Below are 23,848 nucleotides of genomic sequence, written 5' to 3' on the forward strand. Positions count from 1 at the left end.
ATGAGCCGCATGTCACCCATGGTCCGCAACGAAATCCCGTCCGACGCGATCTTCGGCAGCCTGGCCCGGCCCGATAACCTGCCCGATGAAATCGCGCAGCAGATCCGGCAGAAGATCCTGAGCCAGGCCTTCGAGCCGGGCCAGCGGCTGCCCACCGAATTGGAGCTGGCGCAGCTCTTCGGCGTCAGCCGCAACGTGGTGCGCGAGGCCATCGCGCGGCTCAAGCTGTCCGGCTATATCGAAACGCGCCGCGGGGTCGGCAGCTTTGTGACGGCTGAAGCCGGACAGCGCAATTTCGAGATCCTGCCAGGAGACCTGCTGCGCGGGCAGGCGCTGGAACAGGTCTACCAGCTGCGGGTGGAAATCGAGGCGGGGGCGGCGGCGCTGGCGGCGCAGCAGCGCACGGATGCGCAGTTGCAGGCCCTGCGCGCCGCGCTGATCATCGCCGACGCCTCCAGCGAGGACTGGCGCGAGGGCGCGGATACCGCGCTGGACTTTCACATGGCGGTCGGCAAGGCCACCAACAACCCTTACTTCGTGCGGCTGCTCGCGCATTTCGGCCACGCCATCGGCGATGCGGTGCGCACGCTGCGCTATGGCAGCACCGGCACCGACCGCGTGGCGCAGATCGAGCAGGAGCACCACCGGATCTTCGATGCGATTGCCGCGCGCGACAGCGAGGCCGCGCGCCAGGCCATGCGCCTGCACCTGACCAACGGCATGCAGCGCCACCAGGCTCTGCTGAATGGAAAACCGCAATGAATACCGAACGTATCCTGCAGGACCGCATCACCGAAAACCTCATTGTGGAAAAGCGCGGTGGCGCGGGCTGGATCACCTTCAACGATCCCGGCCGCCACAACGCGGTATCGGTGGCGATGTGGGAAGCCATTCCTATCGCGCTGGCCGCGCTGGACGAAGACCCGGCGATACGCGTGGTGGTGTTGACCGGGGCCGGCGAACGCGCCTTCGTCAGCGGCGCGAATATCTCGCAGTTCGACAATATGCGGTCCGGCGAGCAGGCCGTGCTCGCCTACGAAAAAGTGGCCGAGGCGGCGCAGATGGCGCTGTACGACTTCGAGAAGCCCACACTGGCCCGGATCAAGGGGTATTGCATCGGTGGCGGTCTGAATATCGCCCTGTGTTGCGACCTCCGCATGGCATCGGACGACAGTTCGTTCGCCATTCCGGCCGGCAAACTGGGCCTGGGTTATCGCATGACGGCCATCCGCAACCTGGTCACGGCGGTGGGAGCGGCCCGCGCGCTGGAGATCTTCCTGACAGCGACGCGCCTGGATGCGGCGGAGGCGGCAGAACGGGGGCTGGTCCACAAGGTGGTGCCGGCGGGCGACCTGGATGCAGCGGTCGACGGCTACGTCGCTTCGATTTCCGCCAATGCGCCGCTGACCCTGAAGGCCGGCAAGAAAATGATTCGCCAGTTGCAGCAGATCGGGCCGCAGATCGACATGGCAGCGATGAAGCGCCTGGTCCTCGATTGCTTCGAAAGCAATGATTACCGTGAAGGGCGCAAGGCCTTCGCCGAAAAGCGCCCGCCCGTGTTCACCGGCACCTGAGCCTCGCCGCCAGGCGCATCGCGCCGGGCGGCACGCAGCACCATGATTCGACCGCAGCGACATGTGGGGTCCCGGACCCCGCAGGGCCCGGCACGCCTGTCGCAAGCAGAAAAACGATCACAACGAGGAGACACATCATGAAGAAAACCTGGGCGGCCATGCTGATGGCGGCCGGCTTGGTGGCGACCCTGCCCGCCGCGCGCGCGGCGTATCCCGACCAGCCGATCAAGATCGTCATCGGCTACGCCGCTGGCGGCACCACCGACATCCTGGCACGCGCGCTGGGCGAGCAGTTGGGCAGGATCCTGAACCAATCCATCATCGTCGAGAACAAGCCCGGCGCGGCCGGCAATATTGCCGCCGCCTATGTGCAGCAGGCGGCGCCGGACGGCTACACGCTGTTCATGGCCACGGTGTCGAGCCACGGCATCAACCCGGCGCTGTACAAGGACAAGCTGGGCTACGACCCGAAAGGCGGCTTCGCCCCCGTGGGCATGGTCGCGGAGATCCCCCTGGTGCTGATCGCCAATCCCAAGCTGCCCGCCCGCGATGTCGCCGAGCTGGCCGCCCTGTGCAAGGCCAAGGGCGGCGAAATGAACTATGCGTCCAGCGGCAATGGGTCGCCCGTGCATCTGGCCGGCGCGATGTTCGCGCAGGCCGCGCACGTCAATATCGTGCATGTGCCTTATCGCGGCGGAGCGCTGGCCAACACTTCCGTCATGGCCGGAGAAACGCAGTTCAGCTTCGCCACGCTGCCGGCGGCGCTGCCGCAGGTGAAGGCCGGTGCGCTGCGCGCCCTGGCAGTGACGACCAGGGAGCGCTCCAGCCAATTGCCGGACGTCCCCACGGTCGCCGAAACGCCGGGATTCGAGGGCTATGAAATCAACACCTGGAACGCACTGCTGGCGCCCAAGGGCACGCCGGCGGCGGCGATCGACAGGCTGAACTCGGCGCTCCGGCAAGCCATGGCGTCGCCTGAATTGCAGAAGCGGTTCCAGAGCGAGGGCGCCGTACCCAGGACCAGCACGCCCGCGGAGCTGAATGTCTTCATCGACGGTGAACTGAAGAAGTGGGCAGGCATCGTGAAGTCGGTCAATATCAAGATCGATTGACAGACGCCAGTTGCCTGGACCGTGCTCGGGTGGCAGGCGCCGAGCTGGTCCTAGGCGTGTTCGTCGCCCGTATGGACCTGCAGGGCTTCCAGGAAGCGCGACACCATGTTGTAGGCCGCGATGGTGGCGGTCAGCTCGACCACCAGCCGTTCGCCCATGCGGACGCGCACCGCATCGAAGACGGCTTGCGGGACGCGGATGTCGCGCGTCATCGCATCGGTATAGGCGAGCGCGGCGCGCTGGTCGTCATCGAAGAGAGGCGAGTCCTGCCAGCGGTCGAGGGCCTGCAGTTGCGCGGGCGTGATGCCTTCCTGCAGCGCGATCGGCGCATGCTGGTCCGCCTCGTAGGGCGCGCCGTTGAGCGATGCGACACGCATGATGACCAATTCACGCAGGGCGCCCGGCAAGGTACTGAGCTGGCGGATCGCCGTCAGGTAGGTGAGCCAGCCCGAGGCGACCGGAGGACTGTGCAGGAGCATCTGGTAAAGCAGCAGCACGCTGCCGCGTTCCGCGACGATGCGATCCACCAGCGGCCGCGCTTCGGCGCTGTCCAGGTCGGCATAGGGGAGGCGCGCCATGGTCGCGGGCTCAGAGTTTTTCGGTTTCGCCGGCGCGCGGCTGCCATTTCATCAGGCGCTTTTCGACCAGGGTCACCAGGCCGTCCAGCACCAGCGCGAACGCCGTCAGGACCACGATGCCGGCGAACACCGTGTTGACGTCCAGCGTGCCCTCGGCCTGCAGGATCAGGTAACCCACGCCGCTGGCCGAACCCAGGTATTCGCCGACCACCGCGCCGACGAAAGCCAGGCCGACGGAGGTATGCAGGCTGGAGAACACCCAGCTGGTGGCCGACGGCAGATAGACATAGCGCAACAACTGGCGGCGGTCCGCGCCCAGCATGCGGGCGTTGTCCAGCAGCGTGTTGCTGACTTCCCGCACGCCCTGGTAGACGTTGAAGAACACGATGAAGAACACCAGCGTCACGGCGAGCGCCACCTTGGACCAGATGCCCAGGCCGAACCACATGCCGAAGATGGGCGCCAGGATGACGCGCGGCATGGAGTTGGCTGCCTTGATGTAAGGATCGAGGATCGCGCTGGCAACCGGCGACAGGCCCAGCCACAGCCCGAAGCCCAGGCCGGACACCGTGCCGATGACGAAGGCCAGCACCGTCTCAGTGAGCGTGACCCAGAGATGCCGGTAGACGTCGGCATCGGTGACGAACCACGCCCAGATACGCTGGGCGACTTGCCATGGCTCGCCGAAGAAGAAAGCGACATTCTGGCTGCGCGAAGCCAGATGCCACGCTGCCAACAGGATGACCAGCAGCAGCAACTGCCATATCCGCAGCGACTTGGAACCGGGTTTGATCAACGTGGACATGGTCTAGGCACGCTTCTGCTGGGCATAGCCCTTGAGGACCTCTTCGCGCAGCACGTTCCAGATGGCCGCGTGCAGCTCGACGAAACGGGGATGCGTGCGCACTTCGGCGACATCGCGCGGACGAGGAAGGTCGATGGCGAATTCGCCGATGGGGTGGGTCCCCGGCCCGGCCGACAGGACGACGACGCGGTCGCTCATGGCGATGGCTTCGTCCAGGTCGTGCGTGATGAACAGCACGGCCTTGCGCTTGGCCATCCAGAGGTCCAGCACCTCGTTTTCCATCAGCTGGCGCGTCTGCACGTCCAGCGCGGAGAACGGCTCGTCCATCAGGATGATGTCCGGGTCGCGTATGAGCGTCTGCGCGAGCATGACGCGCTTGCGCATGCCGCCGGACATCTGGTGCGGATAGCGGTCCTCGGACCCGCCCAGGCCGACGCGGCGCAGCCATTCGCGGCCGCGCTCGGCGGCTTCCTGCGCCGATACCCGGGCGAACTGCAAGCCGGCCGTGACGTTGTCCAGGGCGTTGCGCCAGGGCAGTAGCGCTTCGCCCTGGAACATGTAGCCGGCGCGACGGTTGATGCCGGACAAGGGTTCGCCGAAGACCCGTACCTCGCCCGAACTGGGCGCCAGCAGGCCGGCGCCCACGTTCAGCAGGGTGGACTTTCCGCAACCCGTCGGCCCGACGACGGAAACGAACTCGCCGGGCGCGATGGCGATGCTGGCCTGTTCCACGGCCGTATAGCGCTGCCCGCCTTCGCGCGACACGAAGGTGCAGGTGATGCGGTCCAAGGAAAGTGCAGCGTCAGCCATTCGGGTACTTCTGGTTGGCTTTCTTGGCGAACTCGTTGGTCCACATCTTGGACGGATCGATCTTGCTTGCATCGAAGCCCGGCACGAACGCGGCCAACGCCCTGGTGGCGGTCGCCGCCCCGTCTTCCGGAATCATGCCGTCCGGCGAGAAACCTTCCAGGCTGGCCCGCAGCGACGCCTTATAGACTTCGGGTTCGCCCAGCAGGTAGTTCTTCGGCACGGCATTGGCGATGGCGTCCAGGTTGTCGCGCTGCTTCTGGATCCACTTGTCCGCGCGCACGATGGCATTGGCCAGCGCCTGCACGGTATTGGGATTGGCGTCGATGTAGGCCTGCGAGCAATACAGGCAGCCGGCCGGCATATTGCCGCCGAAGATGTCGCGCGTATCCTTGAGCGTGCGGGTATCGGCGATGATCTTCAGGTCGCCGGACTGCTCCAGCGCGGTGACCACCGGATCCGTGTTCGAGATGGCGTCGATCTGGCCCGAACGCAGCGCGGTGATCGCGCCCGCGCCTGCGCCCACGCCGATGATGGAGACGTCCGAGGCCTTCAGGCCGTGCTTGGCCAGGAAGAAATTCACCACCATGTTTGTCGACGAACCGGGAGCCGTCACGCCGATCTTCTTGCCCTTGAGATCCGCCGGCGACTTGTAGTTCGGCATGGCCTTGGGCGACACCCCGAAGCCGATCATGGGCGCACGGCCCTGCAGCACGAAGTCGCGGTAGAACTGCCCCTTGGATTGCAGGTTCAAGGCGTGCTCGAAGGCGCCGGATACCACGTCGGCACTGCCGCCCACCACCGCCTGCAGCGCCTTCGCGCCACCGGCGAAGTCGGCGATGCTGACGTCCAGGCCCTCATCCTTGAAATACCCGCGCACCTCGGCGATGGTCAGCGGCAGGTAATAAACGAGGGACTTTCCGCCCACGGCGATCGAAACCTGCTTTTTCTCCAACTGCTGTGCCCGCACGATGGCGGGAGCCAGGCCCAGGGCGCCGGCCGCGCCGGCAAGCTTGAGCCATTCACGTCGAGTCACGGACATTTTGTCGTCTCCGGTGATGAAACCTATGTGCCGATGGCGCCCGAGGCAGCCAGGGCGGCGATTGCCGCAGCATCATACCCCAGCGTTTTCAACACTTCCTCGGTATGTTCCCCTAAGCGCGGCCCCAGCCAGCGGGTGCCGCCGGGCGTCTCCGACAGCTTGGGCGTGACCGCGGGCAGCTTGACGGGCGTGCCGTCCGGGAAGTGGTGCTGCTCGATCATCCCGCGCGCGATGAACTGCGGATCGCGGAACATGTCCGCCACGCTGTAGATCTTGCCCACCGGGACATCGGCACGGCCCAGCGTCTCCAGGGCGCTTTCGATGGTCTGGGTATCGCACCACGCCTGGATCGCGCCATCGATCTGCTCGACCCGCCGCGCGCGGCCATCGTTGCGGGCCAGCGCCGGATCGTGGGCCAGGTCGGCGCGGCCGATGGCCAGCATCAGGCGATGGAAGATGGCGTCGCCGTTGCCCGCGATGACGATATTCTGCCCATCCCGCGTAGTGTAGGTATTGGAAGGCACGATACCTGGCAACGCGCCGCCGGTGCGTTCACGCACCACGCCGGCCACGTCGTACTCCGGCACCAGGCTTTCCATCATGTTGAACACGGACTCGTACAAGGCCACGTCGACCATCTGGCCTTGCCCGCCCGTCACGCCGTTCCAGCGGCCACCGGTGGCGTCGCGATGCCGCAGCGCCATCATGGCCCCGATGACGCCATGCAAGGCGGCGATGGAATCGCCGATCGATATGCCCACGCGAACCGGCGGCCGGTCCGGATGGCCGGACACATAGCGCAGGCCGCCCATGGATTCGCCGATGGCGCCGAAGCCGGGCCGGTCGCGCAGCGGACCGGTCTGCCCGTACCCCGACAAGCGCACCATGACGGTGGCCGGATTGCGGGCGCGCAACTGCTCGTAGCCCAGGCCCCACTTTTCCAGGACACCGGGCCGGTAATTCTCGATGATGACATCCGCTTCCAGCGCCAGCGCGAGCGCGATCTCGCGCGCCCGCGCATCCTTCATGTTCAAGGCGACGGAACGCTTGTTGCGGGCCTGCACCGTCCACCATAGCGAATTGCCTTCATGCAGATGCCGCCAGGTACGAATCGGGTCGCCGCCGCCCTTGCCGTCGGGGCCGTCCGGGGTTTCGATCTTGATGACGTCGGCGCCGAATTCGCCGAACAGGCGGGCCGCGAACGGCCCGGCGATAAGCGTACCCAGTTCCAGGACTTTCAGGCCGGCCAAGGCGGACATGGCAAGGTCTCCGTTGTCGTTATCGAAGGGGTGCGGCCGCGATCGCCCGGCGCGCGCGGCCGCCGGCGCCGGCCGATCGCGGCTGGCCAGGCAAAGGCATGCGGGAATGCGTCGACATCGGCCAGGCCTAGGCGGACTTGCGTTCCATCAAGGCCCAGGCAATGGTTCCCGCGTCGACGTACTCGAGTTCGCTGCCGGCGGGCACCCCGCGCGCCAGCCGCGTCACGGACAAGCCGCGTTCGCGCAAGGCCTCGCTAAGGAAATGCGCGGTGGTCTCGCCTTCCGCCGTGAAATTGGTGGCCAGAATGACCTCCGTCACCACGCCATCGCCGGCGCGGGCCAGCAGGCGCTCGAAATCCAGCTCGCGCGGCCCCACGCCTTCCAGCGGCGCGACGCGGCCCATCAGCACGTAGTACAGCCCGCGATAACCATGGCTGGACTCGATCATGTTCTGGTCCGCCGGCGTCTCGACGATGCACAACTGCGTCGCATCCCGTTTGGGATTGCTGCAGGTATCGCAGATCTCGTCTTCGGTAAACCCATTACAGCGCGCGCAATGACGCAGGTTGTGCACGGCCGACGCCAGGGCGCGCCCCAGTTGGTCGGCCCCTTGCGGATCATGCTGCAACAGGTGATAGGCCATGCGCCGCGCCGAGCGCACGCCGACGCCGGGCAGGCGACGCAGCGCCTCGATCAGCGCGCGCAGGGGTTCGGGTTCGGGAAGCGAGGATTCCATGGGAGCGTGGCGGCAGGCAAGGACGTGGGCATGGCCCGCGATCGGAGCGGCAGCCCTTCGGGAAGAATGTTGGGCCGCCTTAGAACGGCAGCTTCATGCCGGGAGGCAAGGGCATGCCGGCGGTCACCGACGCCATCTTTTCCTGCGCCGTGGCCTCTGCCTTGCGCAAGGCGTCGTTGAAGGCCGCCGCGACCAGGTCTTCCAGCATGTCCTTGTCGTCGCTGAGCAGCGAGGGATCGATGGCGACCCGCTTGACGTCATTGCGGCACGACATGGTGACCTTGACCAGTCCGCCGCCGGACGCGCCTTCGACCAGCACGTCGGCCAGCGCTTCCTGGGCCTTCTTCATGTTTTCCTGCATCTGCTGGGCCTGACGCATCAGACCGGCCAATTGTCCTTTCATCATGATGGAAGCATCCTTGTGTCGGTGAAATTCAATGAGTGCGTCGACGGTCGACGCCGGTTACGGCGTGGCCGCCGGCGGGTCGACGTGACGTATGGAACCGGGCAGGATCTGGCCGCCAAAGTCCGCCAGCAAGGAACGTACGAAGGGGTCCTGCTGCGCGGCCTGTTCGGCGGCGCGCTGGCGCTCCGCGCGTACCTGCTGGGCCACGGCATGCGCCGTGGCATCGCCCGTGGCGCCCACCTGCACGTCCAGCCTCAGGCTTAGGCCGAAATGCTCGCATAACACCGTTTGCAGGCGCACGCGGCTGGCGCTGTCGGCCAAGGTCTTCACGGCCACGCGCAACGACACCGTGTCGCCCTGGGAGCCCAGCCATTCGCTCTGCCGGGCCAGTTCGGCGGCCAGGCCGGTCACCGGCAAGCGCGCCGCCAGTTCCGGCCAGGTCGCGGCCGACATATCGGCCAGGCGCGGTCCACGGCGGCTCGCGCTGCGCGTGCCTGGCGCGCGGCGGACCGGCGTGGCCGCCGGTTCGGCAGCCCGGGCGGGGGCCACGGTTTCGAAATCGTCGTCGTCCGGACTGGCGATGAAGCCGTCGTCCAGGCTGTCGCCGGTCGCCAGCGGCTGGTAGCCTCCCTCCACATCGTCCGGGATGACTTCATCCACCCAGGACGGCGGCGCATCGGGGTCGACGCCTTGCGGCGCGGCGGCAACGGGCGCTTCCTTGGCCGGCGCGGCCGGCGCAGCGGTAGCCGGCGGTTCATTGGACGCCGCGGCCGGGACCACGGTGGGTGTATCCATGGCCCCTGCCCCGCCCCGATCCGGCGGCGCCACCGGTTCGGCCGGGCGTACGGACGCGCTTGCCTGGCCTTCGGCGGCGACATGGGCCGCCGGCGGGGCCGTGACGGTGGCTGTGTCGCCGGGTGCGCCGGTCGGTGGAACATCGTCCCATGGCGCAATGGAGGCAGGCGCCGGCTCGGCCGTGGCCGCCTTTTGCGCCTCGCCGGCGCCAGGCTGGGCCGTGGGCGCTGCCGCCTGTATCGCGCGGGCAGCGGGCTGTGCAGCGGGGGCTGCGGGGCGTGTGGTCGCCGCGGGGTACAGCGCATTGCTGGCCGGCTGCCCCACCCGCTCCGCTGGCGCGTCCGCGGGAATCGACAACGCCGCGGGCGGCGTCACTGCCAGGGCTGCGGCGCCGGACGCGGGCCCGGGCCGCGCCGCCGTCGTGGCGGAACCGTCCGGCGCGGCGGAACCCGGGGAGGTCGACACGGCGGAAGTCCCGGCCGCGACAGCGGCGCCGGGTGTGGCGGCCGGGGAAGGCGAATGCGCGCCGGCAACGTCCGGTGTGCCCGCGTGCGCCATGGCGGGCGTTGTCGCGCCAGGGCCGGCTGCAGCCGCTGTCGCGGCCGTGGCAGCCTTGGAGCCGACATCCGCGGCCGGTATCGCGGGCAGTGTCTGCGGCCCGGCCTCGCCGCTCAAGGACAGCATGCGCAGGCAGGCCATCACGAAGCCGGCGTATTCATCGGGTGCCAGCGCCAGTTCGCCACGGCTATGCACGGCCACGGAATAGAAAAGCTGCACGGCGTCGGGGTGCAGCCCCTGCGCCAGGCGGGCAATGTCGGCGGCCACCGGATCTTCCGGCGGCGTGGCCCCGGCCACGCGCTGCTCGATGGCCACGCGCGACAGCAATGCCGCCAGGTCGGCCAGCGCGCCGGCGTACGACAAACCGCGCGTGGCGAGCTCGTCCGCCACGGCCAATACCGCGCGGGCGTCACCCAGGGCGAGCGCATCGAGCAGCCGCACCAGGTGGCGCTGGTCGATCGTGCCGAGCATGCCCCGTACGGCATCTTCGGTCAGATTGCCGGCGCTATACGCGATGGCCTGGTCCGTCAGGGACAGGGCATCGCGCATCGAGCCCGAGGCAGCCTGGGCGATCAGGCGCAGCGCCGGCGCCTCGAACGCCAGTTGCTCCTCGCCCAGCACCTGGCGAAGATGGCCGACGATGGCGTCGGGCGGCATCTGCTTCAGGTTGAACTGCAGGCAGCGCGACAGCACCGTAACCGGGATCTTCTGCGGATCGGTGGTCGCCAGGATGAACTTCACATGCGGCGGCGGCTCTTCCAGCGTCTTCAACATGGCGTTGAAGGCATGCCCGGTCAGCATGTGCACTTCGTCGATCATGTAGACCTTGAAGCGGCCGGCGCCGGGCGAGTACACCGCCTGCTCCAGCAACTGCGTCATCTCGTCGACGCCGCGGTTCGAGGCGGCATCGAGCTCCAGGTAATCGACGAAACGGCCGGCGTCGATCTCGGTGCACGCCCGGCACACTCCGCAAGGCCTGGAGGTGATTCCGGTCTCGCAATTGAGCGACTTGGCCAGGATGCGCGACAGCGTGGTCTTGCCGACGCCCCGCGTGCCCGTGAAGAGCCACGCGTGATGCAGCCGCTGGGTATCCAGGGCATGCGTGAGGGCGCGCACCACATGATCCTGCCCGACCAGGGTGTCGAACGAGCGGGGCCGCCACTTGCGGGCCAAAACGAGATAGGTCATGCGCGGATTGTAGAGCCTGCCGGCCCACGGAGAAGCGCCGGCACGGCCTGCCCCGTAGGCAGGCCAGAAAGGAAAAGGACGGAGCGGTGCATGGCAACCGCGCCGTCCTTTCCCTGGCGAATTTCGAGAGGCGAGCCTTACTCCGGCACTGACCCTAAACGGCTATGGCTGCTTCGTTCCCGACCTGACCAGATTCACCGCCGGACCATGCGAAGGGGCCCGCCAGGCAACATTCTATCAGGTCGGGCCGGACGCACCGGGACGCTGGATTCCGCAGCCCTTGTGCCGCCTACTGCGTGTACTTCGCAGCAGCGTAGCGCTCGGACGCTGGAAGGAGGTTTATTGAGCGTCTGAGCCCGCGACTCACTAAGATTGTACACACATGGGATGTACATTCCACATTTCCTCTGTTAAAGTACATACACGTACACACAGGGATCCATACCATGCAACTTACCAAGGTTTTCAGGAACGGCAACTCCCAGGCAGTCCGCATCCCGGCGGAACTCGCGTACGACCGGACGGATCTCGAGCTTGAAATCGAACGCGTAGGCGATGAGCTCCGCATCCGACCAGCCAACCGCTCGCTCGCCGGTGTTCTGGACCTGTTCGCGCGGTTCTCGCCCGACTTCATGAGGGAAGGAAGAGGTGATCAGGAACAGGCGGAGAGGGAGGACATCTGATGCCGCGCTACATGCTCGACACGAATATGTGCATCTACCTGATGAAGAATCAGCCCGAGCAGGTCGCGCGTCGTTTCGCTGCCTGCTACGTCGGGGATGTCGTCATGTCGGCAATCACATTCGCGGAGCTGAATTATGGTGTGGCCGCTTCGGCCAACCCCGCGCGGGAGCGGGATAACCTCGAAGTCCTGACATCGCTTATCATCGTGGCCCCCTTCGATCTCAACGCCGCTCACGCCTACGGACCGGTCCGCATGGCCACGCGGGAGCGAAAAAAAGACCACCTGGACAAGCTGATCGCTTCACATGCCATTGCGTTGCAGGCGGTGCTGGTGACCAATAACGAGCGTGACTTCGTCGCCTATCCCGGCCTCCGGATCGAGAACTGGCTGCATGCCTGAGGGGACAGGAAGGCCGCCGCGCCGGCAGGTGCCGAGCGTCCTGGCAAGGGCCAGGGTGCACGGCGGCCGAAAAAGCTGCGCGCGGCCCAGTGTTAGAATCTTGGTCCTTCCTGGCGCAGCTGCGCCGCGCCCGCGAAACAGCGACTCGCCGTAGTTAAATGGATATAACCGGCCCCTCCTAAGGGTCAATTGGTGGTTCGATTCCACCCGGCGAGGCCAACCCCGTCCCATGGGGCCGCCGGCCTCTCAGCCCGGACTTCCTCCCCCCTCCTCCGCTATGCGTGAAGCGCGCCAAGCCGCCTGAGGGCAGAATGCGGACGGCTCCCGCGTTGCAATCGTTCTGCGACGTCCCAGCTATCGCCGGCCGCCTCCGGACACGTCGATGAGGCCCCGGCCAGCAGGACGGCACCGGCAGCCGTTTGTAACGCACCGGAACCAAAGTGAGCGCACCCGCTCGAATTTCCGCTGCCGCCTGGTCGCGCCCGTGACCGGCGCGACGCCGCCCCTCCCCACAGGAGTCCATCCCGCGGTATGCTACCCGCGGCTCGGCACGTTAAAAAGATTGTTTAAATTGTGGGCCTAACCCTATAATTCGATTCAATTTTCCGGCGAGCAGGCCGATCCCCTGCCTTTCCTGCCCTGACAAAGACGTTTTATCTATGGCGCTTTTTACGAAACGTACTGTCGTGACAGCGGTTGCCCCGCTGATGCTCGCGGCATCGCTACTGGTGTCGCCCGGCGCCCGGGCGGCCTCCGATCCTTGCAAAGTGAACGCCAAATCGGCGGCTTGCAAGGCGACCCAGACCAAGGCGACCAAGACCACGACGACGGTGAGCAAGAGCACCAGCGTCGCCAAGGAAGGCGCCAAGACCACCGTATCCAAGACTTCGGCGAAGACCACGACCGTCGCCAAGAAGACCTCCAGCGGCAAAACCAGCGCCACGACGAAGAAGAACGTCGTCGCCAAGACCACGGTGAAGTCGGGCAAGTCGACCAAGCAGGTCGTGCATCGCACCTCCATCGCCGCGCGCAAGGTTTCCACCCAAAGCGGCAGCACCGAGCACCTGGTCACGCCGTCCGCACAGGCGGCCGCGCTGCGCTCCAGCGTCGCCTACGTGCAGGACCTGGAAACGTCCACCGTGCTGTTCTCCAAGAACGAAGCCACCATCCGACCCATCGCTTCCATTTCGAAGCTGATGACCGCGCTGGTTGTCGTGGACGCCAACCTGCCCATGGATGAAGTGCTGGAGGTGTCGGACGACGATATCGATCGTCTGAAGCATGCGGCTTCGCGCCTGCCGGTAGGCACGCGCCTGAGCCGCGCGGACATGCTGCATGTCGCACTGATGTCGTCGGAGAATCGCGCGGCCCATGCGCTGGGCCGCTACTATCCCGGCGGCATGCCGGCCTTCGTCAAGGCCATGAACGACAAGGCGCGCGAACTGGGCATGATGGATACCCACTTCGTCGAACCGACCGGCCTGTCCAGCGAGAACGTTTCCTCTCCGCGTGACCTGGTACGCCTGTTGCGAGCGGCTTCGCAACGGCCGCTGATCCACCGCTACACCACGGATACGGAATACGACATCGACATGGGCCAGGGCCATATGCGCACCTTCCGCAACACGAATGCGCTGGTGCGCAATGCCGACTGGGATATCAAGGTGTCGAAGACCGGCTTCATCAACGAAGCGGGCGAATGCCTGGTCATGCTGGCGCGCATCAACGGCCGCGACCTGGCCATCGTGCTGCTGGACGCGCAAGGGAAGTATTCGCGTATCGCGGATGCGCTGCGTATCCGCAAATTCGTGCAGAACGAAGTGGCAATGCTGTAGGGCCGTGGCGGGAGCTCGCCACGCCCATTGGGCGGAATGCGGCGATTTCCCCCGCACCACGAAGCACCGCACCGCACCGCAAGCCACATAACCGCACCCCAAAGGCAGCCATTGCCACCTTTGGGGTGTTTTCATTCGGCGAGGCCGCGCGCCCGCTTTGCGGCGAGATGGCGGCAACCGGCTTAGCCGCGCCAGGCGGACTGGCGGATGACGCTGCAGAAGTTGCCGCGATGGAAATGCGGATCCTTGTCCGCCAGCACATCCGCCTTGACGTTGCCGAAAGTGGTATGCGGCTTGTGCTTGATGCCGTCGTAGAACGTCTGGATGATGTTTTCCTTGAAATGCTCGCCGCGCGGATGGGCGTGCACGACCGCCTCGCGGTCGGCCTCGCTGAAGCCCGCGTAGTCGATACCCAGCACATCCATTTCGACCCCGGCCGTGACCAGGGCAACGACGGGATGCATATGTTCCGGAATGCCGGGCGTGGTATGCAGTGCGATGGCCGTCCATACCAGGTCGATGTCCTGTTGCGAAATGCCGTGGCTGCGCAGGAAATCGCGCGCCGCGTTGGCGCCATCCACTTCGAAACGCTGGTGATCGCTGCTGTGCGCATGGGTCAGCCCCATGTCGTGGAACATGGCGCCGGCATATAGCAATTCAGCGTCGAATTTCAGGCCGCGGCGCTGGCCCGCCAAGGCGCCGAAGTAGTACACGCGGCTGGAATGGTGGAAAAGCAGGGGGGACTCGGTGTCGCGCACCAGGTCGGTGATTTCGCGGGCGAGCTGGCTGTCGGGAATGGCGATACCGCCAATGTTCAGAGTCATGTCGGTGCTCCAAGAAGGGTGTGCTTCATTGTGCGATCCGCGGCGCTTGGCATCAATCGGCGTAATACGCCTTATACTGCCATTTCGCGTGTCATTGGGACATGGCAGAAGGAAGCCCTGAAATGGCAAAAACAATTGCGGTGCTGGCGCTGCCGGGCGTGCAGCTCCTTGACGTATCCGGGCCCGTCGATGTGTTCGCGCAGGCGAATATCGAGGCGGGACGCGAGTGCTACGCGATGCGCATCGTGGGCTGTGCGCCCGGGCCGTTGCGCAGCTCATCCGGGGTAAGGCTGTTGCCGGACCTGGTGGTGGGGGAAGCGCAGGAACGCTTCGACACCCTGCTGGTGGCCGGGGCGCCGAATGCGGCCAGCATGCAGCTGCCCCCAGGGCTGGTCTCGTGGCTGCGCACCCATGCCGTGCGCGCCCGGCGCTACGGCTCCGTGTGCACCGGGGCCTTCGCGCTGGCCGCGACCGGCCTGCTGGACGGACGCCGCCTGACCACGCATTGGGCCGCGGTCGACGCCCTGGTGCAGGCCTATCCGTCGATCACGGTGGACGCCGATGCGCTGTACGTGCGGGATGGCAAGCTGCGCACGGCCGCCGGCGTAACCGCCGGACTGGACTTGGCGCTTTCGCTGGTGGAAGAGGACCTCGGGCGGGAAATCGCGCGCAGCGTCGCGTCGAAGCTGGTCATGTTCTTCAAGCGGCCGGGCGGGCAACTGCAGTTCAGCCGCAAGGGTGAAACGCATCCCGCGGGACGATCGGTACTTCAGGAAGTGCAGCGGTGGGTCGCCGCCAACCCCGGGCTGCGGCACGACGTTTCCAGCCTGGCGCAGCACGCGGGACTGAGCCCACGCCACTTCGCCCGCCTGTTCCGCTCGGAAATCGGCATCACGCCGGCCGCCTGGGTCGAAGCCGCGCGCGTGTCGGCCGCGCGGGCACTGCTCGAAGAAGGCGCGCGCACGCCCAAGCAGGTCGCCGCCGAATGCGGTTTCGCCAACCCCGATACCTTGCGGCGGACATTCTTCAAGCATGTGGGCGTGACGCCGGCGGAGTATCGGCGCCGCCATGCGTCCGCGGCGGCCTGAGCGTGAGTGCAGCCGAAGTGCTTCCTGGATGCTGTCCGAGTGCTGCTTGAGTACCGCCGGAGTGCTGCCACCGCTCCCTGAGTGCCGCCGGCGTGCCGCCTGAGCGCAGCGTCAGTACGGCCTGAGCGCGGCGTCGCCTCGGCCGCGTCGCGTCGATACGCCACGGCCACTATGTGGCCACTATGCGGCCGCGTGGGGCCGCCGCGGCCGGCCTCGCCGCGGACCCGCGCGCGGCAACTAAGCCTCAAGGGCGACCGATACCGGGCGCGCCAGCAACAGGTCGACCAGCACGTGGGGCGCGATACCGACCAGGTAACCGCGCCGCCCGCCGTTGATATACACGACGGGATAGTCCAGGACGCTGGCCTCGACCCAGACCGGCATGCGCTTGCGCGTGCCGAAGGGCGATGTTCCGCCGACCTGGTATCCCGAATGGCGTTGCGCAACCTCCGGCTGGCACGGCGTGACCTTCTTCAGCCCGGCCTGGCGGGCCAGGTTCTTCGTCGAGACCTCGCGGTCGCCATGCATCAGCACGATCAGCGGGCGCGCGGCCTCGTCTTCCATCACCAATGTCTTGACGACGGCGTGCGGGTCCAGCGCGAGCTGCCGCGCGGCCTCGCCGGCGCCGCCGTGCTCGACGTAGTCGTAGGTGTGCTCGGTGTACGGCACCTTGTGCTGCTTGAGCCACTGCGTGGCCGGCGTTTCGGAAACGTGTCGGGATTTGCTCATGCGACGTACCTGGCGCGGACCATGAAAAAAGGCCAGGCCCGCGCGGGCCTGGCCTGTCGTGGCCCTTCGAGCCGGACTACTCCAGCTTGATGTTGCCCTTCTTCACCACTTCACGCGCCCAGTCGTACTGGTCCTTGATTTCCTTGGCGAACTCTTCCGGCGTATTGCCGGATGGGGCGGAACCCTGCTCGTCCAATGCCTTGATGACCTTGGGGTCCTTCAGGGCCACGACGGCAGCGTCGCGCAGCTTGTTGACCACCGCCATGGGCGTGCCGGCGGGCGCCAGCAGGCCGTACCACACCGGCTGGTTCAGCACCGGATAGCCGACTTCGGCGAAGGTCGGTACGTTAGGCAACGTCGCGATGCGCTTGGGCCATGCCACCGCCAGCGCATTGAGGGCCTTGGCCTGGATCTGCGGCATGGAGGAAGGGAGGTTGTCGAACAGAACCTCGATCTGCCCGCCGACGGCATCCGACAGGGCCGGACCGGAACCCTTGTACGGCACGTGAACCATGTCGGTGCCCGTGGCCTGCTTGAACGATTCGCCCATCAGGTGCAGCACGCCGCAGGTACCCGAACTGCCGTACGAATACTTGCCCGGGTTCTTCTTCAGGACTTCCAGGAACTCCTTGAAGTCCTTGACGGGCATCTTCTTCGGATTCACCGACACCACGTTCGCCGTGTTGGCGAAGTTGGTCACGGGCTGGAAATCCTTGATCGGATCGTAGGGCAGGTCGTTGGGCCGGCAGGCCGGGTTCACCGCCATGGTGGAGACCGTGGCGATGGACAGCGTGTAGCCGTCCGGTGCGGCCTTGGCGGCTTCCGCCGCCCCGATGGCGCCACCGGCGCCGCCTTTATTCTCGACCACCATGGGCTGGCCGAGCTCCTGGCTCATGCGCTGCGTCACCAGGCGGGCAATGATATCCGTGGAGCCGCCGGCAGCGAACGGCACGATCACGCGGATGGCGTGGCTCGGAAAGGTATCGGCGGCCTGGGCGGATGCGGCCAGGGTGCCGGCACCCAGTGCGATGGCGGCCGCCAGCGTGTGGATTTTCATCATCGAAGTAGTTCCTCCTGTTTCTTCAACCCGCCCGTTGCGGGCTGATTTGATTCTGGGCGCGCTTGTCCTCGCCTTATGGGGAGATGCGCGCTCCTGCACGATCGCGCAGGATAGCAGCATTTTTTTACAGCGGGTACTGGGGCCTGCTCCGCTTCAGCAGGAGCTGCTTGTGGTGGGCGGCAAAGAGCGCCGCTTCCCATACCTGCCCCTCCTGCATTTCACCGGGCCGTGTCGCGCGGGCGGTGGCGCCCTAGGGCTTGCGCCTGGCGTTGGTCATGTCGGCGGGCACGACCCATTCCTGGAACTGCGCCTCGGTCACATGGCCCAGTTGCAATGCCGCCTCCTTCAGCGACAGGTTTTCCTTGTGCGCCTTCTTGGCGATCTGCGCGGCCTTGTCGTAGCCGATATGCGGATTCAAGGCCGTGACGAGCATCAGCGAACGGTCGACCAGTTCCGCGATGCGTTCGCGGTTGGGTTCGATACCCTGGGCGCAATGGGCATTGAAGCTGTTCATTCCATCCGCAAGCAGGCGCACCGACTGCAGGAAGTTATGGATGACCAGCGGCTTGAACACGTTCAGTTCGAAGTTGCCGCTTGCGCCGCCGATGTTGATCGCCACGTCATTGCCCAGCACCTGGGCGCCCAGCATGGTGATCGCCTCGCACTGCGTCGGATTGACCTTGCCCGGCATGATGGAACTGCCCGGCTCGTTTTCAGGGATGCTGATCTCGCCCAGGCCCGAGCGGGGCCCGCTGGCCAGCCAGCGCACGTCGTTGGCCAGCTTGATCAGGCCGGCAGCCAGCGTCTTCAATGCACCGTGGGCGAACAGCAGGCCTTCATGCGAAGCGAGCGCCTGGAATTTGTTGGGCGCCGATACGAAGGCCGCGCCGGTATCGTGGGCCAGCTGGGCAGACACCCGCGCGCTGAATTCGGGGTGCGCGTTCAGCCCGGTCCCCACCGCCGTGCCGCCGATGGCCAATTGGTGCAGGCCGGGCAGCACCGCGCGTATCTGCTGTTCCGCCAGATCGAGTTGCGCGACGTGGCCCGACAGCTCCTGGCCCAGGGTCAAGGGCGTCGCATCCTGCAGGTGCGTGCGGCCGATCTTGACGATGTCGTAGAAGGCCGCGCTTTTCTCCGCCAGCGTGGCGCGCAGTCCCTTGAGCGCCGGCAGCAGGTGCTGTTCGACCTGCACCGCCGCCGCCACGTGCATGGCGGTGGGAAAGGTGTCGTTCGAAGATTGCCCACGATTGACGTGGTCGTTCGGATGGACCTTGCGGGCCTCGCCGCGTTCGCCCCCCAGCAGTTCCGAAGCCCGGTTCGCGAGCACCTCGTTCATGTTCATGTTGCTCTGGGTGCCCGACCCGGTCTGCCAGACGGACAGCGGAAACTCGTTCGGCCACTTGCCGGCGATGACCTCGTCGGCCGCCTGGACGATCACCTTGGCGATCCCGCCGTCCAGTTCACCCAGCTCGGCGTTGACCTGCGCCGCCGCCTTCTTCAGGCGCGCCATCGCTTCGATGAGAGGCACCGGCATCTTTTCGGTCGAGATCGCGAAGAACTGCAGCGACCGCTGGGTCTGCGCGCCCCATAGATGGTCGGCGGGGACCTCGATGGGGCCGAAAGTGTCTTTCTCGATGCGGGTCTTCATGTCGATGCAGCTCCGTTGTGCACACGGCCGCGCCGCACGGCGGCGACGGTCCGAAGGTTGAGGCAGGCGAAAGCAAGGCGCGGCGGCGGGCCGGCTTCCTATAATCCTCTGTTTTTACCACTCGGCCCGCGCCATGTCCCCCTTGCGCACCCTTGCCCTGCATTTGCCCGACGAGCACGCCACCGACGCGCTGGCGCGGCAACTGGCCCCGCTGCTGAACGGTTCGGGCGGCGGGCCGGCGGGCGGGCATATCCAGCTATCCGGCGACCTGGGCGCGGGCAAAACGGCATTCGCGCGCGCCCTGTTGCGCGAAAGCGGCATTAGGGGCCGGATCAAGAGTCCCAGCTATGCGCTGCTTGAATCTTATAAAGTTTCTAACTTATACTTCTATCACTTTGATTTTTATAGATTTAGCGATCCGCGCGAGTGGCTGGACGCAGGCTTTCGCGATTTATTGCGGGACGATGCGGTCGTTTTGATCGAATGGCCGGAGCGGGCGGCCGGGCTTTTGCCCCCGCCCGACCTGCATATTTCCCTGGCTTATGCGGGCCAGGGACGCGATGCCACGTTGGCTGCGCATACCGCTCGAGGACAACTATGGCTGAACGCGATTGTCCCCCTCCAGGCGCCCCCTTCCCGCGGCGCGCCGTCTCCCGGCGCCGCCTGATCGGCGCCGCAGCCACGCTGCTGGTCCTTCCCGTCATTCCCCGCCTCGCGCATGCCGCGACCATCCTGGCCGTACGAACCTGGCCCGCGGACGAATACACGCGCGTCACGCTGGAACTGGACAGCGAGCTGAAGGCCGAACAATTCACCCTGGAAAATCCCGACCGCCTGGTGGTGGATATCGAAGGGCTTTCCATGAGCCGCTCGCTGAACGACCTGGCGGCGAAAATCCGCGACGGCGATCCGTATATCCGTTCGCTGCGTATCGCGCAGAACCGGCCCAACGTGGTCCGGCTGGTGTTCGATCTGAAGCAGGCCGTCGCCCCGCAGATCTTTACGCTGAAACCCGTGGCCGATTACCAGTACCGCCTGGTGCTGGACCTGTATCCCAAGGTGGCGCAGGATCCGCTGCTGGCCATCCTGAAAAAACCGCCGGGGCCGGACGTCGACGACCCGCTGGCTCGCATTCTCGAAGACATCTCGCGCAACCCGCCGGGCCCCAATACGGCCACGATTCCCGCGCCCAGCCCCCTGCCCAGCGCGCCGCCCGCGGTGGCGCTGCCGCGGCCATCGGATACGCCCAAGCTGGGCGGGCGCAAGCGCATGCTGACGATCGCGCTGGATCCGGGACATGGCGGGGAGGATCCCGGCGCCAGCGGCCGCACAGGCCTGCGCGAGAAAGACGTGGTGCTGCGTATCGCGCATCGGCTGAAGGCCTTGATCGACGCGCAGCCCAATATGCGCGCCTACCTGACGCGCGATGACGATTACTTCGTGCCGCTGCATGTGCGCGTACAGAAGGCGCGCCGCGTGCGCGCCGACCTGTTCGTCTCCATCCATGCGGATGCGTGGATCAAGCCCAGCGCCAGCGGCTCTTCGGTCTTCGCCCTGTCGCAACGCGGCGCTTCGAGCACGCAGGCCCGTTGGATGGCCAACAAGGAAAACGCCGCCGACCTGATCGGTGGCGTGAACCTTGGCGCGCACGACGAACAGGTCGCCAAGGTACTGCTGGACCTGTCGACGACGGCGCAGATCCAGGATTCGCTCAAGCTGGGATCGGTCTTCCTGGAAGAGATCAAGAAGATCAACCGCCTGCACAAGGACAGCGTGGAACAAGCCGGTTTCGCGGTGCTCAAGGCGCCCGACATTCCGTCGATCCTGGTGGAAACCGCGTTCATCAGCAACCCCAGCGAGGAGGCGCTGCTGAAATCGAACTCGCACCAGGACAAACTGGCGCTGGCCATGTTCAACGGCATCCAACGCTACCTGACGACCAATCCCCCGCTCGCCCGCGTCGGCGACGTCAGTTGAGGTCTTGTCCTCGTGCGGTTATCGATCGCGTCAGGATCGGCGTGACCGGGCGACCGCCGGGTGGCGCCGGATGATCTTCCACGCCCCTGCCACCACCAGTGGCAGGATGGCCGCCCCCAATCCGATCAATACGATCAGGTTCAGGTGCTCCTTGACCAGCGGGATATTGCCGAAGAAGTAGCCGGCGGTCACCAGGCTGCCCACCCACAGCACGCCGCCCGTGATGTTGAACAGCTGGAAACGCGCCACGCTCATTTCCGCGACGCCGGCCACGAAGGGCGCGAAGGTCCGCACCAGTGGAATAAAGCGCGACAGCACGATGGTCTTGCCGCCGTGCTTCTCGTAGAACGCGTGCGTGCGCATCAAGGCGGAGCGATCCAGAAACCGTACATTCATCGAGAACACGCGAGGCCCGATATAACGGCCGATGGCGTAGTTCATTGTGTTGCCGGTGGTGGCCGCCACGATCAGCAGGATGCCCAGCAACATCGGGTCGATATGGCCGGAAGCGCCGAAAGCCCCCGCTATGAACAACAGCGAATCGCCGGGAAGAAACGGCAGGACGACGAAGCCGGTTTCCCCGAATATGATCAGGAAAAGAACCAGATAGACCCACGCTCCATACTCGGCGACCCAGATACCCAGTGTCTGGTCGATGTGCAGCACCATATTCAGAAGATCGAGCATGCCGGCGAAGTCTGCAAAAGAAGTTGGGTCAGGCCGCGACTATAGCCGACACGGCGGCGGGGCTAAAATCGAGCGCAAACCCTGAGTGCCTATCCCATGTCCGATCGCCGTCCCATCGCCGCCCTCCCCGACCTGCTGATCAGCCAGATCGCCGCCGGCGAGGTCATCGAGCGCCCCGCCTCCGTCCTGAAGGAGCTGCTGGAAAACGCCATCGATGCGGGCGCGCGCGCCATCGAGGTGCGCCTGGAAGGAGGCGGCATCCGCCGCATCGCGGTCACCGACGATGGCGGCGGCATCCCGCCGGACGAATTGCCGCTGGCCTTGCGGCGCCATGCCACCAGCAAAATCGCTACCCTGGGCGAACTGGAGGCCGTGGCCTCCATGGGGTTCCGGGGTGAGGCCCTGGCATCCATCGCCTCGGTCGCCCGGCTCACGCTGATTTCCCGCACGCGCGAGGCCGCCCATGCGTGGCAGATCGACGCGGGCGGCGGCCCCGCCACCCCGGCATCGGGTCCGCCGGGTACCACGGTCGACGTACGGCAACTGTTCGATGCCGTTCCGGCGCGGCGCAAGTTCCTGCGCGCCGAAGCAACGGAGTTCGGCCACTGCCTGGACGCGCTGGAACGGGTCGCCCTGGCCCACCCCGGCATCGCCTTCCGCCTTTTTCACCATGACCGTGCCCACCGCCAATGGTTGCCGGCCGATCCGCCCCAGCGCATCCGCGACGTGTTGGGCGCCGAGTTCGCCGACCAGGGCCTGCCGATCGACCAGGCCGTGGGTCCGGTCGCGCTGGCCGGCATGATCACGCGGCCCACGGCCGCGCGCGCCCGCGCCGATCGGCAATACCTGTATGTCAACGGCCGGTTCGTGCGCGACCGTACGGTCAGCCACGCCTTGCGCAGCGCCTATGCCGACGTCCTGCACGGCGATCGGCAACCTGCCTATGTCCTTTTCCTGAACATCGATCCGGCAGCCGTGGACGTCAACGTTCATCCGGCCAAGCACGAGGTGCGCTTTCGCGACAGCGGCGCGGTGCACCGCTTCGTGGCGCAGGCCGTGTCGGATGCGCTCGCGCAGACCGGCGGGCAACGCCTGCCCGGCGAATCCGCCGTGGCGGCAGGCTCGGCGGGCTACGCCGGTGCGGAGTCGCCGCAGCCGCAACCACTTCCGACCGCAGTGACTGCGGGCACGGAACGGGGGGCCTGGAGCGGTGGCCACGGCTTGCAGGCCGGGCCGGCGTACACGGCTTCTGCTCCTCGCGCCCATACCCAGATGCCGTTCCGGCTGCACAGCGCCGACACCGCCTTGCGCGCCGGACAGCGCGTGGATTGGCAAAGCCTGTACCGGCCGCTCGCGACGGAACCGGGCGATAACCGGGCGCGCAACGATGGCACGGAGGCCGACAGCATTACAGCGGCCACCCTCCTGCGCGAACCCGCGGTCGGCGCGGCCACGCTGGCGGCCGACGACGACCACCCTTTGGGCATGGCGCTGGGACAACTGCACGGCATCTACATCCTGGCGCAAAACGCCCGCGGCCTGGTCCTGGTGGACATGCACGCGGCCCACGAACGCGTGGTGTACGAGCAGCTGAAAGCCGCACTGGACGCGCGCAGCATGCCGCGCCAGGACCTGTTGGTGCCGGTGGTTTTCCATGCCCAGGAGAAGGATGTGGCCCTGGTGGAGGAATGCGAGGCGCAGCTCGAGGACCTGGGCTTTCGCATGCGCCCGGCCGGCCCGGGCTCCATCGCGGTACGGTCGGTGCCGGCGCTGCTCGCGCGCGGCGACGTGGAAGCCCTGGCGCGCGCGGTGCTGCGCGATCTGGCCACGGTCGGCGTGTCCCGCCTGCTGACGGAACAACGCAACGAACTGCTTTCCACGATGGCTTGCCATGGGTCCGTGCGCGCCAACCGCCGGCTGACCCTGGAAGAGATGAACGCCTTGCTGCGGCGCATGGAAGCCACCGAACGGGCCGACCAATGCAACCATGGCCGCCCCACCTGGGTGCAATGGTCCATCACCGAACTGGACAGGCTCTTCCTGCGCGGCCAATAGC

Annotated in this window: 23 protein-coding genes, 1 tRNA gene and 1 other RNA gene; 11 read left to right on the forward strand and 14 right to left on the reverse strand. The window is 66.4% G+C overall.

Annotation, left to right across the window (positions count from 1 at the left end; all coding sequences use genetic code 11):
• Positions 1 to 9 precede the first annotated feature (9 nt).
• The 3 genes from BAU07_RS20115 (at position 10) to BAU07_RS20125 (ending at position 2,686) form a co-directional block, all read left to right on the forward strand.
• Positions 10 to 762 carry a FadR/GntR family transcriptional regulator gene (locus tag BAU07_RS20115; protein WP_084025889.1) on the forward strand — a complete coding sequence of 251 codons (753 nt, stop codon included), beginning with the start codon at positions 10 to 12 and terminating at the stop codon, positions 760 to 762.
• Positions 759 to 1,574, forward strand: coding sequence for an enoyl-CoA hydratase (locus BAU07_RS20120; RefSeq protein WP_066661513.1), 816 nt, complete (start codon positions 759 to 761; stop codon positions 1,572 to 1,574). The genes BAU07_RS20115 and BAU07_RS20120 overlap by 4 nt, the downstream gene beginning before the upstream one ends.
• A gap of 137 nt (positions 1,575 to 1,711) precedes the next feature.
• Positions 1,712 to 2,686: a Bug family tripartite tricarboxylate transporter substrate binding protein gene (locus tag BAU07_RS20125; RefSeq protein WP_066661515.1), complete on the forward strand. Its 975-nt coding sequence runs from the start codon at positions 1,712 to 1,714 to the stop codon at positions 2,684 to 2,686.
• A gap of 50 nt (positions 2,687 to 2,736) precedes the next feature.
• On the opposite strand, the gene BAU07_RS20130 is transcribed toward BAU07_RS20125, so the two are convergent.
• The 9 genes from BAU07_RS20130 to ffs form a co-directional block, all read right to left on the reverse strand.
• Positions 2,737 to 3,264 carry a carboxymuconolactone decarboxylase family protein gene (locus BAU07_RS20130; protein ID WP_066661520.1) on the reverse strand — a complete coding sequence of 176 codons (528 nt, stop codon included), beginning with the start codon at positions 3,262 to 3,264 and terminating at the stop codon, positions 2,737 to 2,739.
• 10 nt (positions 3,265 to 3,274) lie between these two features.
• Positions 3,275 to 4,069 carry an ABC transporter permease gene (locus BAU07_RS20135; RefSeq protein WP_066661523.1) on the reverse strand — a complete coding sequence of 265 codons (795 nt, stop codon included), beginning with the start codon at positions 4,067 to 4,069 and terminating at the stop codon, positions 3,275 to 3,277.
• Between the two features lie 3 nt (positions 4,070 to 4,072).
• Positions 4,073 to 4,879, reverse strand: coding sequence for an ABC transporter ATP-binding protein (locus BAU07_RS20140; protein WP_066661531.1), 807 nt, complete (start codon positions 4,877 to 4,879; stop codon positions 4,073 to 4,075).
• Complete coding sequence (locus tag BAU07_RS20145) at positions 4,872 to 5,918, reverse strand: ABC transporter substrate-binding protein (RefSeq protein WP_066661533.1); 1,047 nt, start codon at positions 5,916 to 5,918, stop codon at positions 4,872 to 4,874. Before BAU07_RS20145 ends, BAU07_RS20140 begins: the two co-directional genes overlap by 8 nt.
• 23 nt (positions 5,919 to 5,941) lie before the next feature.
• Positions 5,942 to 7,177, reverse strand: a complete 1,236-nt coding sequence (locus BAU07_RS20150) for a CaiB/BaiF CoA transferase family protein (protein WP_066661552.1) — start codon at positions 7,175 to 7,177, stop codon at positions 5,942 to 5,944.
• A gap of 127 nt (positions 7,178 to 7,304) precedes the next feature.
• Positions 7,305 to 7,913, reverse strand: a complete 609-nt coding sequence (recR, locus tag BAU07_RS20155; protein ID WP_066661560.1) for a recombination mediator RecR — start codon at positions 7,911 to 7,913, stop codon at positions 7,305 to 7,307.
• Positions 7,914 to 7,992: 79 nt separating this feature from the next.
• Positions 7,993 to 8,319, reverse strand: a complete 327-nt coding sequence (locus tag BAU07_RS20160) for a YbaB/EbfC family nucleoid-associated protein (RefSeq protein WP_066661563.1) — start codon at positions 8,317 to 8,319, stop codon at positions 7,993 to 7,995.
• A gap of 57 nt (positions 8,320 to 8,376) precedes the next feature.
• A complete protein-coding gene (gene dnaX, locus BAU07_RS20165) occupies positions 8,377 to 10,860 on the reverse strand; it encodes a DNA polymerase III subunit gamma/tau (RefSeq protein ID WP_066661570.1) in 2,484 nt (827 codons plus the stop codon).
• A gap of 126 nt (positions 10,861 to 10,986) precedes the next feature.
• An RNA gene (gene ffs / locus BAU07_RS20170) (signal recognition particle sRNA small type) lies at positions 10,987 to 11,084 on the reverse strand.
• A gap of 222 nt (positions 11,085 to 11,306) precedes the next feature.
• On the opposite strand from ffs, the gene vapB reads away from it, so the two are divergent.
• From vapB to pbpG, 4 genes are all read left to right on the forward strand, one after another.
• Positions 11,307 to 11,543, forward strand: a complete 237-nt coding sequence (vapB, locus tag BAU07_RS20175; RefSeq protein ID WP_066661572.1) for a type II toxin-antitoxin system VapB family antitoxin — start codon at positions 11,307 to 11,309, stop codon at positions 11,541 to 11,543.
• Positions 11,543 to 11,944 carry a type II toxin-antitoxin system VapC family toxin gene (locus tag BAU07_RS20180; RefSeq protein WP_066661579.1) on the forward strand — a complete coding sequence of 134 codons (402 nt, stop codon included), beginning with the start codon at positions 11,543 to 11,545 and terminating at the stop codon, positions 11,942 to 11,944. The genes vapB and BAU07_RS20180 overlap by 1 nt, the downstream gene beginning before the upstream one ends.
• A 144-nt stretch (positions 11,945 to 12,088) precedes the next feature.
• Positions 12,089 to 12,163: transfer RNA gene (locus tag BAU07_RS20185), tRNA-Arg, on the forward strand.
• A 440-nt stretch (positions 12,164 to 12,603) separates the two neighbouring features.
• Positions 12,604 to 13,779: a D-alanyl-D-alanine endopeptidase gene (pbpG, locus tag BAU07_RS20190; protein WP_066661581.1), complete on the forward strand. Its 1,176-nt coding sequence runs from the start codon at positions 12,604 to 12,606 to the stop codon at positions 13,777 to 13,779.
• A gap of 182 nt (positions 13,780 to 13,961) precedes the next feature.
• Here pbpG and BAU07_RS20195 read toward each other — a convergent pair whose 3' ends face one another.
• A complete protein-coding gene (locus BAU07_RS20195) occupies positions 13,962 to 14,603 on the reverse strand; it encodes an HD domain-containing protein (protein WP_066661584.1) in 642 nt (213 codons plus the stop codon).
• A gap of 122 nt (positions 14,604 to 14,725) precedes the next feature.
• On the opposite strand from BAU07_RS20195, the gene BAU07_RS20200 reads away from it, so the two are divergent.
• A complete protein-coding gene (locus BAU07_RS20200; protein ID WP_066661587.1) occupies positions 14,726 to 15,691 on the forward strand; it encodes a GlxA family transcriptional regulator in 966 nt (321 codons plus the stop codon).
• Positions 15,692 to 15,928: 237 nt separating this feature from the next.
• Here the strand turns inward: BAU07_RS20200 and ybaK are convergent, their stop codons facing one another.
• The 3 genes from ybaK to fumC form a co-directional block, all read right to left on the reverse strand.
• On the reverse strand, positions 15,929 to 16,420 hold the full coding sequence (ybaK, locus tag BAU07_RS20205; RefSeq protein ID WP_066661589.1) for a Cys-tRNA(Pro) deacylase: 492 nt from the start codon (positions 16,418 to 16,420) through the stop codon (positions 15,929 to 15,931).
• Positions 16,421 to 16,496: 76 nt separating this feature from the next.
• Positions 16,497 to 17,480, reverse strand: coding sequence for a tripartite tricarboxylate transporter substrate binding protein BugE (locus tag BAU07_RS20210; RefSeq protein ID WP_066661591.1), 984 nt, complete (start codon positions 17,478 to 17,480; stop codon positions 16,497 to 16,499).
• Between the two features lie 250 nt (positions 17,481 to 17,730).
• Complete coding sequence (fumC, locus tag BAU07_RS20215; RefSeq protein WP_066661594.1) at positions 17,731 to 19,128, reverse strand: class II fumarate hydratase; 1,398 nt, start codon at positions 19,126 to 19,128, stop codon at positions 17,731 to 17,733.
• A 133-nt stretch (positions 19,129 to 19,261) separates the two neighbouring features.
• Between fumC and tsaE the strand changes: the two genes are divergently transcribed.
• Together tsaE and BAU07_RS20225 are read left to right on the forward strand one after the other, a co-directional pair.
• Entirely contained in the window at positions 19,262 to 19,795 is a 534-nt protein-coding gene (gene tsaE, locus BAU07_RS20220; RefSeq protein WP_066661597.1) for a tRNA (adenosine(37)-N6)-threonylcarbamoyltransferase complex ATPase subunit type 1 TsaE, read from the forward strand.
• Positions 19,726 to 21,105: an N-acetylmuramoyl-L-alanine amidase gene (locus BAU07_RS20225; RefSeq protein WP_066661599.1), complete on the forward strand. Its 1,380-nt coding sequence runs from the start codon at positions 19,726 to 19,728 to the stop codon at positions 21,103 to 21,105. Before tsaE ends, BAU07_RS20225 begins: the two co-directional genes overlap by 70 nt.
• 30 nt (positions 21,106 to 21,135) lie before the next feature.
• Here BAU07_RS20225 and BAU07_RS20230 read toward each other — a convergent pair whose 3' ends face one another.
• Positions 21,136 to 21,792: a VTT domain-containing protein gene (locus BAU07_RS20230; protein WP_066661601.1), complete on the reverse strand. Its 657-nt coding sequence runs from the start codon at positions 21,790 to 21,792 to the stop codon at positions 21,136 to 21,138.
• A 96-nt stretch (positions 21,793 to 21,888) separates the two neighbouring features.
• On the opposite strand from BAU07_RS20230, the gene mutL reads away from it, so the two are divergent.
• A complete protein-coding gene (gene mutL, locus BAU07_RS20235) occupies positions 21,889 to 23,847 on the forward strand; it encodes a DNA mismatch repair endonuclease MutL (RefSeq protein WP_066661603.1) in 1,959 nt (652 codons plus the stop codon).
• The last annotated feature ends 1 nt before the right edge of the window (position 23,848 follow it).

The sequence above is a fragment of the Bordetella flabilis genome, assembly GCF_001676725.1.
Classification (GTDB): domain Bacteria; phylum Pseudomonadota; class Gammaproteobacteria; order Burkholderiales; family Burkholderiaceae_B; genus Bordetella_C; species Bordetella_C flabilis.

Excerpts from the sequence above, each read along its gene's own strand:
- mutL (WP_066661603.1), top strand. The coding sequence starts at position 21,889 with ATGTCCGATCGCCGTCCCATCGCCGCCCTCCCCGACCTGCTGATCAGC.
- BAU07_RS20120 (WP_066661513.1), top strand. The coding sequence starts at position 759 with ATGAATACCGAACGTATCCTGCAGGACCGCATCACCGAAAACCTCATT.
- BAU07_RS20115 (WP_084025889.1), top strand. The coding sequence starts at position 10 with ATGTCACCCATGGTCCGCAACGAAATCCCGTCCGACGCGATCTTCGGC.
- BAU07_RS20200 (WP_066661587.1), top strand. The coding sequence starts at position 14,726 with ATGGCAAAAACAATTGCGGTGCTGGCGCTGCCGGGCGTGCAGCTCCTT.
- BAU07_RS20195 (WP_066661584.1), bottom strand. The coding sequence starts at position 14,603 with ATGACTCTGAACATTGGCGGTATCGCCATTCCCGACAGCCAGCTCGCC.
- vapB (WP_066661572.1), top strand. The coding sequence starts at position 11,307 with ATGCAACTTACCAAGGTTTTCAGGAACGGCAACTCCCAGGCAGTCCGC.
- BAU07_RS20160 (WP_066661563.1), bottom strand. The coding sequence starts at position 8,319 with ATGATGAAAGGACAATTGGCCGGTCTGATGCGTCAGGCCCAGCAGATG.
- tsaE (WP_066661597.1), top strand. The coding sequence starts at position 19,262 with ATGTCCCCCTTGCGCACCCTTGCCCTGCATTTGCCCGACGAGCACGCC.
- BAU07_RS20135 (WP_066661523.1), bottom strand. The coding sequence starts at position 4,069 with ATGTCCACGTTGATCAAACCCGGTTCCAAGTCGCTGCGGATATGGCAG.
- BAU07_RS20150 (WP_066661552.1), bottom strand. The coding sequence starts at position 7,177 with ATGTCCGCCTTGGCCGGCCTGAAAGTCCTGGAACTGGGTACGCTTATC.
- BAU07_RS20125 (WP_066661515.1), top strand. The coding sequence starts at position 1,712 with ATGAAGAAAACCTGGGCGGCCATGCTGATGGCGGCCGGCTTGGTGGCG.
- BAU07_RS20210 (WP_066661591.1), bottom strand. The coding sequence starts at position 17,480 with ATGATGAAAATCCACACGCTGGCGGCCGCCATCGCACTGGGTGCCGGC.
- BAU07_RS20230 (WP_066661601.1), bottom strand. The coding sequence starts at position 21,792 with ATGCTCGATCTTCTGAATATGGTGCTGCACATCGACCAGACACTGGGT.
- dnaX (WP_066661570.1), bottom strand. The coding sequence starts at position 10,860 with ATGACCTATCTCGTTTTGGCCCGCAAGTGGCGGCCCCGCTCGTTCGAC.
- pbpG (WP_066661581.1), top strand. The coding sequence starts at position 12,604 with ATGGCGCTTTTTACGAAACGTACTGTCGTGACAGCGGTTGCCCCGCTG.
- recR (WP_066661560.1), bottom strand. The coding sequence starts at position 7,913 with ATGGAATCCTCGCTTCCCGAACCCGAACCCCTGCGCGCGCTGATCGAG.
- BAU07_RS20130 (WP_066661520.1), bottom strand. The coding sequence starts at position 3,264 with ATGGCGCGCCTCCCCTATGCCGACCTGGACAGCGCCGAAGCGCGGCCG.
- BAU07_RS20145 (WP_066661533.1), bottom strand. The coding sequence starts at position 5,918 with ATGTCCGTGACTCGACGTGAATGGCTCAAGCTTGCCGGCGCGGCCGGC.
- BAU07_RS20225 (WP_066661599.1), top strand. The coding sequence starts at position 19,726 with ATGGCTGAACGCGATTGTCCCCCTCCAGGCGCCCCCTTCCCGCGGCGC.
- ybaK (WP_066661589.1), bottom strand. The coding sequence starts at position 16,420 with ATGAGCAAATCCCGACACGTTTCCGAAACGCCGGCCACGCAGTGGCTC.
- BAU07_RS20180 (WP_066661579.1), top strand. The coding sequence starts at position 11,543 with ATGCCGCGCTACATGCTCGACACGAATATGTGCATCTACCTGATGAAG.
- fumC (WP_066661594.1), bottom strand. The coding sequence starts at position 19,128 with ATGAAGACCCGCATCGAGAAAGACACTTTCGGCCCCATCGAGGTCCCC.
- BAU07_RS20140 (WP_066661531.1), bottom strand. The coding sequence starts at position 4,879 with ATGGCTGACGCTGCACTTTCCTTGGACCGCATCACCTGCACCTTCGTG.